The 10,131-nt window shown below is 44.6% G+C and carries 12 protein-coding genes; 4 read left to right on the forward strand and 8 right to left on the reverse strand.

Features of this window, described 5'->3' with window-relative positions; all coding sequences use genetic code 11:
• Positions 1-15 precede the first annotated feature (15 nt).
• The 3 genes from terD to L2I46_RS26335 all read left to right on the forward strand — a co-directional run bounded on the left by terD (position 16) and on the right by L2I46_RS26335 (position 2,582).
• Positions 16-594, forward strand: coding sequence for a tellurium resistance membrane protein TerD (gene terD / locus L2I46_RS26325; protein ID WP_004026609.1), 579 nt, complete (start codon positions 16-18; stop codon positions 592-594).
• A gap of 86 nt (positions 595-680) precedes the next feature.
• Positions 681-1,256, forward strand: a complete 576-nt coding sequence (gene terE / locus L2I46_RS26330; protein ID WP_004026611.1) for a tellurium resistance cAMP binding protein TerE — start codon at positions 681-683, stop codon at positions 1,254-1,256.
• Between the two features lie 84 nt (positions 1,257-1,340).
• Positions 1,341-2,582 carry a VWA domain-containing protein gene (locus L2I46_RS26335; RefSeq protein ID WP_016947104.1) on the forward strand — a complete coding sequence of 414 codons (1,242 nt, stop codon included), beginning with the start codon at positions 1,341-1,343 and terminating at the stop codon, positions 2,580-2,582.
• 336 nt (positions 2,583-2,918) lie between these two features.
• Here L2I46_RS26335 and L2I46_RS26340 read toward each other — a convergent pair whose 3' ends face one another.
• The 8 genes from L2I46_RS26340 to L2I46_RS29560 all read right to left on the reverse strand — a co-directional run bounded on the left by L2I46_RS26340 (position 2,919) and on the right by L2I46_RS29560 (position 9,453).
• Positions 2,919-3,566: an HAD family hydrolase gene (locus tag L2I46_RS26340; RefSeq protein WP_001100942.1), complete on the reverse strand. Its 648-nt coding sequence runs from the start codon at positions 3,564-3,566 to the stop codon at positions 2,919-2,921.
• A 227-nt stretch (positions 3,567-3,793) separates the two neighbouring features.
• Positions 3,794-4,123 (reverse strand): hypothetical protein, encoded by a 330-nt coding sequence (locus L2I46_RS26345; RefSeq protein ID WP_124990483.1) that lies wholly within the window; start codon positions 4,121-4,123, stop codon positions 3,794-3,796.
• Between the two features lie 27 nt (positions 4,124-4,150).
• Entirely contained in the window at positions 4,151-4,540 is a 390-nt protein-coding gene (locus L2I46_RS26350) for a hypothetical protein (protein WP_004181725.1), read from the reverse strand.
• Between the two features lie 65 nt (positions 4,541-4,605).
• A complete protein-coding gene (locus L2I46_RS26355) occupies positions 4,606-5,364 on the reverse strand; it encodes a hypothetical protein (protein WP_236948344.1) in 759 nt (252 codons plus the stop codon).
• Positions 5,365-5,596: 232 nt separating this feature from the next.
• Positions 5,597-6,328, reverse strand: a complete 732-nt coding sequence (locus L2I46_RS26360) for a plasmid SOS inhibition protein A (RefSeq protein ID WP_065813314.1) — start codon at positions 6,326-6,328, stop codon at positions 5,597-5,599.
• A gap of 259 nt (positions 6,329-6,587) precedes the next feature.
• On the reverse strand, positions 6,588-7,190 hold the full coding sequence (locus L2I46_RS26365; RefSeq protein ID WP_014386554.1) for a hypothetical protein: 603 nt from the start codon (positions 7,188-7,190) through the stop codon (positions 6,588-6,590).
• Between the two features lie 992 nt (positions 7,191-8,182).
• The gene (locus L2I46_RS26370; RefSeq protein WP_016947100.1) at positions 8,183-9,010 is read right to left on the reverse strand and encodes a DUF1173 family protein; all 828 of its coding nucleotides are present in this window, start codon (positions 9,008-9,010) and stop codon (positions 8,183-8,185) included.
• Positions 8,962-9,453 carry a DUF1173 family protein gene (locus tag L2I46_RS29560; protein WP_255299134.1) on the reverse strand — a complete coding sequence of 164 codons (492 nt, stop codon included), beginning with the start codon at positions 9,451-9,453 and terminating at the stop codon, positions 8,962-8,964. Before L2I46_RS29560 ends, L2I46_RS26370 begins: the two co-directional genes overlap by 49 nt.
• Positions 9,454-9,635: 182 nt before the next feature.
• Here L2I46_RS29560 and L2I46_RS26375 point away from each other — a divergent pair, with 182 nt between their 5' ends.
• A complete protein-coding gene (locus L2I46_RS26375) occupies positions 9,636-10,085 on the forward strand; it encodes a thermonuclease family protein (RefSeq protein WP_045372405.1) in 450 nt (149 codons plus the stop codon).
• Positions 10,086-10,131: the final 46 nt, after the last annotated feature.

A 10,131-nucleotide genomic window follows, 5' to 3' on the forward strand; every position in this document is an offset into this window, starting at 1 on the left:
AAAGAGGATAAATAGATGAGCGTTTCACTATCTAAAGGCGGCAACGTTTCCCTGAGCAAAACCGCGCCAAGCATGAAAAACGTGCTGGTTGGCCTTGGCTGGGATGCACGTTCTACGGACGGTCAGGACTTTGACCTCGATGCTTCCGCATTTCTGCTGGCAGCCAATGGCAAGGTTCGTGGCGATGCAGATTTCATTTTCTATAACAACCTGAAATCTGCTGATGGTTCCGTTACTCATACCGGTGATAACCGTACCGGTGAAGGTGATGGCGACGATGAATCCCTCAAAATCAAACTGGACGCGGTACCTGGGGATGTCGACAAAATTATTTTCGTTGTCACTATCCATGATGCTCAGGCTCGTCGCCAGAGCTTCGGTCAGGTTTCCGGCGCATTTATCCGTCTGGTGAATGATGACAATCAGACTGAAGTTGCTCGCTACGATCTGACAGAAGACGCTTCTACTGAAACTGCCATGCTGTTTGGGGAGCTGTATCGTCACAACGGAGAATGGAAATTCCGTGCGGTTGGCCAGGGTTATGCTGGTGGACTGGCTTCCGTGTGCGCTCAGTACGGCATCAACGCGTCCTGATAAAAAGTAACTTTCTTACCCAAATCATTCGGGGGTGATGCCCCCGATATCCACGACCCGATATCTACGATTAGCAGGAGCAAAAAATGGCTGTTTCTCTCGTTAAAGGCGGTAATGTTTCTCTGACTAAAGAAGCCCCGAGCATGAATGTTGCTCTGGTTGGCCTGGGCTGGGATGCACGCGTTACTGATGGTCAGGCATTTGATCTGGATGCATCAGTATTCCTTGTTGGCGAAAACGGTAAAGTGCTGTCCGATTCGCATTTCGTATTTTATAACAACACCACCAGCCCGGATGGCGCAGTACAGCATCAGGGTGACAACCGTACCGGTGAAGGCGACGGTGACGATGAGCAGGTCAAAATTGATCTGACAAAAGTGGCCGCAGACGTTAAGAAGCTCGTATTCGCAGTCACCATTCATGAAGCAGACAGCCGTAAGCAAAATTTCGGCATGGTCAGTAACAGCTTTATGCGTGTGGTGAACAACGATAATGGCTCCGAGATTGCACGCTTTGACCTGTCAGAAGATGCCTCAACTGAAACCGCAATGATTTTCGGTGAACTGTATCGCCATGGCGCGGAATGGAAGTTTAAGGCTGTAGGACAGGGCTTTGCTGGTGGCCTGGCTGCGCTGGCAACCCAGCACGGCATCAACATCTGATAAACCAGTAAAACCAAACCCCGGCCTGTCCGGGGTTTTTTCTACCCGCTGAGTGATCCCTTTACCCGGCAACAAGGAGCCTAAATGCAATTACAATCAGGACAGAACATTCCGCTTCACACAGCTACACTGACTCTCCGGCTTGATTATCCCCCCAGTCCTGGATTTCACAGTACCCCTGAGACTTGCCTGTTTATGCTGAATGCTGAGGGAAAAGTGACAGGCGATGCCGATTTTATCTTTTACAACAATCTCAGTGCCGCCGGTGGCAGTGTGAAACTCAACCCCGGTCACCAGTACGCAGTCGTTCATTTTGCGCTTGACCAGATCCCGGATACGATTCAGAAGATTGCAATCACTATGGTGATAGATGGCAGTGATACGATAAGCGGCCTCGCGCAACTGAAACTTTCTGCTGAAAGTCAGGCCACCTTTTTTGTCGATCTCAATGGCCGCACAGAAAAGGCAGTAATTATGGGGGAAGTTTACCGATACCAGGGCAACTGGAAGCTCAGGGCGCTTGGGCAGGGATTTAATGGCGGGCTTGAGCCACTGGCAGTTAGCTATGGTGTGGACGTGGAACCTGCAGCAGAAGTTGTACCGCAACCAGCCAGGATCAGCCTTGAAAAGAAACTCGAAGGTAAAGCGCCTGCGCTTATCAGCCTGGCTAAGAAAGCCAGTATTTCACTGGCAAAACACAAACTGGATACCGTTGAAGCACGAGTCGCTTTTGTTCTCGATGCCTCAGGCTCAATGACCGGCCAGTTTAAAAAAGGCCATGTACAGGCCGTTCTTGACCGTATAGCTGTCCTGTCTGTCCAGTTCGATGATGACGGCACGATGGATGTATGGGGCTTTGCTGAGCGTCACAAGAAATACCCTGACGTCACACTGGACAACCTTGACGGATACATTGCTGCAATTCAGAACACGGGTAAACGATCTGCCTGGGAAATCCTTCCCGGCCTTGGCGGGACGAACAATGAGCCGCCAGTCATGAATGAGGTTATCGATTATTTCAAGGATAGCACCCTACCCGTTTTTGTCGTGTGCATTACAGATGGCGGGATCAGCAAAACACGAGAAATTAAAGAGGCCATCCGCCGCTCAGCCAACTATCCTGTCTTCTGGAAGTTCGTGGGACTGGGCGGATCAAATTATGGGATTCTGGAGAGGCTGGACACCTTTAGCGACCGTCGCGTAGACAACAGCAACTTTTTTGCGATCGATAATTTTGCCCACATAAAGGACGAAGAGTTGTATGAAAAACTTCTCGAAGAGTTCAAAGACTGGCTTGGACTGGCAAAAAAGGAAGGCATTATCTGACCCATCGCCCCGGTAAGGGGCGATAGGCCTGCTGCCATGACGACATCTTTTCAAAGTACGCAGAGCTAAACAGGGCTATATGCAGATGTGATCGCTGAAACCCAACTTCACCCAGTAATTTATACCCAGGAACACATCGGCAGGGATGAAAAAAACCCGCTCGGAAAAGCGGGCTGAAAGTAGGTATTCCAATGGTAACAGGTTGAAGCATACCTAATAGTCCGAGCTACCGACTTACCAGGATGCACTCTTTTTTTGACCAGTTACAGTGGTTAAATGTAGAATATATGTTGCCTTTATGTAAAGAAGAAATTACAGAACGATAAAGGGCAATTTTTATCTGATGATTAGCTTCGACGGAAGTTTACGACGGAAACCTTGATGGAAGTGACGCCAGTGAGGCTCAGTCGCTGCGGAAAGGAGTTCATAATCACCCCGCGTATCACCCCATGCCCGAAGATGATAGTCAGTCAGAGGTCCATATTCTTTTTCAAGCCGGATAATTTTCTGTGAGCACCTGCAATTATGGCCACTGATTCTGCCAGTCAGAATGCCGTCTTTTGTCTCTAATTGTGTACCAATCAGTTTGATCCTAAGTTTTTCGGCAAAGGGTCTGAGTACAATTTCCGGCGACGCAGAACATAAGGTGACGATCGCGCCGGAAGTGACTTCATTCGCCACAGCAATCAAACCTGCCGGGCGCATGAGGCGATGCCAGTAGAGCTGACAGAATTCCTCTGCTTTAGAAGACACCCACTTTTCCTCTACACCAGTAAGAAAAGTTGTAATGAGCGTTTCTTTTAGCTCATCACGCGTCATCTGCTTACCCATACAGCGTAACGTGGGTAGAGCCATGCTGACGATACGTCGCGAAAACGCCCGATTGCCAAAGGCAAACCGCAGAAAAGGGATAAAGCTATCATGCCGCGTTAACGTACCGTCAAAATCAAATACAGAAAGCATGCGGGGCTGAATGACGTTCATCGTGATCTTATTCCGTTGGATAGTAGGTTACTTCTGCCAGCCGCTGCACTATACCACCAGGACGCGAATAACAGTAACTGCACGTGAGGTGCTAACATCCTGCTCGCGTCAAAATGAAGGGCAGGGGTCCAGGCACCTCCTGAGAAAAAAGTAACTTTTTCGTGATTGTGTGCTCAGTAAAATCTGATGCGGTAACCCCATACTCTGGATCGGCGGAGGGCAGTATATTACTGTTCCTTCACAAGTAATGAGTTCTGATCTCTGTAAGCATACCTGTCACATTCAGCACCCTGAAACCGTACCCCGGAACTGTCTGGTGTCAGGACAAGTCCACCTTGTGCAGCATGTACGTGGAGAAGCTTATCCCCACCCGACACATTCAGATGTAGTGCAGGCACGCCATGATTGATTTCCGGTAATACACCTAAGCAAAGCTGACCTGTATCGTCCGCCACCTCGATTGAGGTCTGGTTATCCAGATGGTAGGTGGCCGTATAAATTCTGCTATCCGCTTCATGGCAAACCGGTTCACCTTCAGGGATACGCCAGTCCGTCATTCGTTTAATAACAGGAGCACCGACAGATTATTTTTGTGCGGCCACAATAAGCAGAGATTGCAGGGCAGCTCTGTCAGAGTTTCGGATCGCCCTGTCGAGGATAGTTTCCTGTCCCTCGTCTGCCCAGGCTTCAACATGATAATTTGACCATACGTTACGTTCAGTCGAAGGCAGACGGTCATCGGGTTCAATGTGGAGTGTGGGGGTACACTCTATGTCTGAAAGATAGGGCTTTGCGACATCGCCATCCGTAATGCCGTTGACCCGTCCACCACAGTGATCAGCAATTACCCGCCCTATATCCAGCATGAAGGCCTGGTGCGCCTCACGGGAGTCAAGTTCACCCAGCAGTTCAGGTTTAATAAGAAGACCGGTTACGATTTCAGCCAGTTCATTGGGTAATATTTGCTTTGTCATAATGCCTCACAAAATAGACAGATCAGTACAGAAGAGTGGAGGGAGAATGCCCGGACCAAAGAAAATCACATAACGTTCAGGTACGATTTCATCACCCGGAACTCATCAGGAGTGATTGGTTTCATACTGGGTTTTTTGATGGCAGAGCCAGAACTAAATTGTATCCCTCCTTCGGCATCTTTTTCCCCACCATCGCGATATTTAAGCTGAATCTCATCATACCTATGCGCTGCATTAACGCTGTTCGGGCAACGCAATATAAACGATACTGGATATTCAAGCTCACCGACGACCTCTGTAAATTCACAAAAGAAGTAATTCATCTTCTCGGCGAAAGCGGTTCGTTCAGCCTCCAGAAAATTGTGTAGACCTGTCCACCGGATGAAATCCTTGCTCACGACACAGGCAGCGCCTCCAAACCCGTCAGGCCTTTTTAAGTTACTGCATGTAAAAGCAATTTTGAACTCTATCAATTCGTTCCTGTCAAATGCAATAAGTGCCGCCTGAGCAAACAGCGCACCATGTTCAGAATTGAAATCACCGAGATCACTGTTAATAAGAAAACCTTCTGGGCATTTTTCCCCATCAAAATGCCAGTCCAGGTCTTCAGGAATATCTGAAACATTTCTGAATGGATGGTTCAGGACACAGTGACGTACAATAATCTCCATTTCTGACAGGCCGTTTGTGTTATCACATGAAATTAGTTTTTGAATAAAACTATCATCCGGTTCAAACAATTCATTCATTGCCTCAAGTAATATATCAGCTTGAGTAGGATTTGCTTCGATAAGGCAAGCACATTCTGAATAATAGTCAGCCATGATAAACCTCATATCTGTTTAGAAGATTACGATCGATTATGAATAAGACCATCATACTAAACCAAACCGGCTCATCAAGGGGGTATTTCCACCGGAAGCAATAATAATTAAGGTCAGATTCATAAATTCTGGATAATAATAACCACCCCCTTAAATGGTACAAAAAACCCTTGAAAACAGTGAGAAATATTGGGCTTGCAAAATTTAGTTTTTCTGATTGAAGCTTTGTATTCTATCCAGCTTTATATATAAGAGATAATGGTAGCGCTGAAAAACAGACGTTAAACTCCATAATTGTAATAGTGCTAAGAACATAATCAATCTCGTCCAGCAATTCAGCCAGTGTGTAACACCAAATATAGTCCTTTCTGTATGAAGTTATCCAGAATGATGACCACCATTCCTTAATCAGCAGGTAAATATGATTAGTTGTAAGTCCTTGTCCATGGGTATCGTTTCGCCACTCTTCTAACCAGCGTTTATGTTGACCTGGAACACAGAAAGACAAGTAAAGCCTGGATTTTGCAACGTTAATTTCAAGTTGATATTTCAATAGGTTAGATTCTTTCTTTGTCAGGCGCTCCACCCTTTGATCATGAATCCGGTCACGGTGTTCGCGGCGCTGAAAAACCCTGTTCTGTAACTCCGGGAACATGGAAACTGCCAGAGACCAGGAAAGAGGGAGAATAAAACACTCTCCACGAGATTCAATCAGAATATCGATAGCACGCAGGTATTCAACTTTAGTTGCTTCGCCACGAACAAATGGATCGTAACTCGAATCAACCTTTCTCAAGTCATTCGAGCTAATTTGCGATTTACCTGTAAGTTCTTTAAAAAAGGCTTTGACGTAGGCCAGTTCTCCTGTTTTCCGTCCCAAAGCTCTGCGATTCTCCACAGAAGCAATAGAAGCCATTGCACATCGCTGGAAAGGGTTAATCGGGACAAGCGTGGAAGATATCATTAATTACCATCCTTAGAGAATAGGAAGCACATAAAGACATATTATCAGTAATTATTTCACTTGCTAGTACCTATTTATATAATAGTGCTTATGAATAATATTCAAAAACATTTAATATTTTTCGGAGTCAACTTCAAACACGAGAAAGCAACTTTTAGCACACCCATAAACCGGAAGCATATAAAAACAGTGAGCAAAGGGAGGGTTAAAGCAATTACTAAGCCTTACATGAAAGGCTTAGTAAAGGAAATCAGGGATATTACTTAGTGATACAGCTTTCAACTAGTGAAGCAATGAATTTTCTTTCTGCATAACATCCTTTCATTGATTGCGGATCAAAAACAATATTATCAGCTTCGACATAGCGTAGCCTGTGGTATACAGACAAACGCGCTTCATTCCTTTTATGCTCTTCAAGTACCGGGGTGTAATCATGATCGGTCATTCCTATAACAAAGAAAGCACAAATGACAGATAGTCCAATGATAAAGAAGGGAGCATGTTCCAGGAAAGAAGACATTGTTTTAGATACGTTTACGTCAAAAATATCAACAACAGCATTACTGAATAAGGTAATAATTATAAGTAAAAACATTACACCGATAACACAGGAAATCCGGAGGACCATTTTTGTGTTGTCAGGCTCAGCAGTAACTTCATCAGGTGGTGCAAAGACAGTAGAACGAGTCGTCTTCTGCATTTCCGAACCGGCATAACCTCCGCCTCCCAGAATAACAGAGTCTCCCGAAATGCCGCCCCCCAGTACTGAACCTGATCGTTCAGTGGTTGAAGTTTCCTTCAGATAAAGGGAGTGCAAAGGGATCCCGTCAGTTGGTGAATAATGAACTTTCATGGTAGTCATAGTAAGGCTCCTGATTATTGATACTTTTATAGTACTGTGAGCCTGAGGACAATTTTTCCTTTAAAAGGGTGAAATCGCTATTTAACAATTTTTTTTACCGGGCACGAAAGGATAAAAACCGTAGTTGTCCTGCAAAAGCATCCAATTATGGAAAAACTATGAATGCAACATGTTGACGAGAAAATCTGATGGAAAAAGTTTACCTGTCTGGTATTGTCAGTAAAACCGGCAAAGGATTCAACTAACCAGGGGTGGTTTGTTGAATACGGAGCAGTAGCAGCCCCTTTGCCGGTTTGTCATCCTTTCATGCCTGCATCACTTTCCTTCCTGCTACTTGAAGACATTAACATACGATCTGCAAAAAAGAAGCCCACATTTCGTTATGGGAGTGAACTACTTTTTTCACGAAAAGGGTCTCTCTGGGCGCACAATACGTGACACCGTCACTTTTAGATGTAAGTGATTTAATATCATTGGATATAGTCACAATGGTAAATGTCAATAGCGATAAAATAACAGAAATTGATTATAAAATTGATGCCTTTTAAATAAAACAAGGTTTCAATATGTCGATATAAAGGCCAACAAAAAGCATGAATTCAGGAATAACCAGAAGTGTGCTCATTTTTCCACCGCGCCAAGAGATGTATAACATCCTATTTACAGTTAGAATAATACCCTTTATTCCATGTGTTAGATTAATGTTATCACCCGAGGTGGGGGTAACCAGCTTCTGAATCAGTCCAAAAGTTACTTTTCTAGTGGTTTTTGTTCAGGTTGCGCTACGCGAAATCTGAAGAAAAACGGAGGGGTGAGTACGTCAGATTTCACGTAGCGCACGGCGACGAAAAGAAAATTTCGTATGATTTCTGGCCGGTTAATTGATCAAAATTGAAATCGCAGGATGAAGTACAACAGGGCTGAAGCCTTTTATGCCAGAAAAGTGCTGATAGTTATAATAGGGCCGAAGCCCTTACTGAAGCATTTTGGCGTTAACTGCAGCCCTTATCGGGCAAATGGGGTAGGGGGCCAGCCGGTGCTACCCATGATGCCCAACCATCCTTTCCATATCGTTCATTATAGTAACTTTCTTTGATCGCCTTACGCGCCAAATATGAAGCAGTATCCATACCAAATACCTCAATAGGAAACAGTTCATGCCCCCCAATATCCGTCAGACAAAAATCTGGGAAAACATCATTATTAGAAGCATCGTATCTCAGGGGTTTGATAAATGACCGCTCATGCTTATGAAGATAATTTAGCATGGTCAGCTCATAACTCGAGTCTGCCGGGATCCAGTTTTCATCAACATTCATCAATGCTATCTGAAGTGGTTTAAGATAGTATGTATCTTTCCCCTTAAATTTACCCAGATCACCTATAGCCATACAGATTACGTTACCTCCTGAACGCCAGTTTGCTATTTCAGAGCTGAATCTCTTCTCCAGTGATGCCCAATTCTCAGTATTCATCAGCACAACTGGAACACCTGAAAAAAACTTTATCGGTAGTCGTTTTGATGCATTCGAGTGTCTTTCAGGGTTATATTTAGAAAGTACATTGAGGCAAATCAGACGCTCTTTATTCATCAGCGCCTCTGATGTCATTTTTATGTTTTTTGTCTCCTGAGGTGTCGAAGGATATGCACCTGCAAGTAAATGCATGGACAGTGGATGTGATGCGACTTTAATTTTTTCCGCAGAGTGGGTTATAAGGTTGAACACCTTGCCAGGATTACGTTTCCCGGCCATTTTCGGATACCAACGATTCAGACCGCTGTCATCCCACAGGAACTGGAGAAGACCCAGCAATGACATGCTATTCTGAGAAACACACCTGATTTATTCCTGTTATCAACCGGTACGATCGAGGTAGACTCCGAGTCAGATGAGGCTAATGCCACGTCTAACCTAATTCCGTAGCCTCCATCTTTAAGGTCTTTGACGACACCTTGTGTATAGCATTTTAGACCTGAATTGTCTTTATCAAGCGTAAAGAAAATACAGTCAGGTGAATGTTGACTACCTGTATTCGGGTACCGTGCCAGGAAATAAGTATCACCGCCTGAGTGATATTTTACGGCAAGTGATTTTTGTCCTTTACCTTTACAGGCACAGCTTACCTTCGCTTCTACCGAAGCATGCGCCCGTGACAAAACGGCGTACCAGCTCTTTTTAAATTCTTCTTTTGTCTGGAAGTCTCTTGAATACCTTTTACTGTCACCTCCATAAGATACAATCACATCATTAACAGTAGACATAAGCCCCCCTTAATTGATCTGAGCCGAGATGCGTTTTCATTCACCTCAGGTAATAATTTTCATATACATTGACACAATAGCATGTTGTTAATAAAGTAACCTATACATTGAAAGTAACTTTTCAAAATCGTTGTGATTTTCCCCTCAAATCACATTTAATGATTATCATCCAGAGACAACCAATGATAAACATCCGGACAACTAGATTATCCATTTTTCCACTGGCTGTTATCCTTTTATATTCCCCACTAACTTCAATTGCCAAAACTTTCTCGGCGAAAGTGGTGCGTGTTATTGATGGTGATACAGTCCAGGCTTATGACGGTGCAACAAATACAAGAATACGGCTCTATGGGATTGATGCCCCTGAAAGTAAGCAAGCCTTCGGGCAGAAGGCAAAGCAAACAATGATTCAGTTAGTAGCAAATCAGGTTGTTAATATTCAGGACCATGGGCAGGACGTCTATGGTCGTATGCTTGGCACAATCTATCTTAACAACAACGATGTTAACGCCATCATGGTCGCAAACGGTATGGCCTGGGCATATCGGTATCAGGGGAGGTTGATTGTTCCTGAATATGGACCTCTTGAACAAAACGCGGCTTTGTTGAATAAATCGAACTTTTGCTGAGTTGAAGGATCAGATCACGTATCTTCCCGACAACGCAGACCGTTCC

It is taken from the genome of Klebsiella sp. 2019SCSN059, from assembly GCF_021739525.1.
GTDB classification, from domain to species: Bacteria; Pseudomonadota; Gammaproteobacteria; order Enterobacterales; family Enterobacteriaceae; genus Klebsiella; species Klebsiella quasipneumoniae.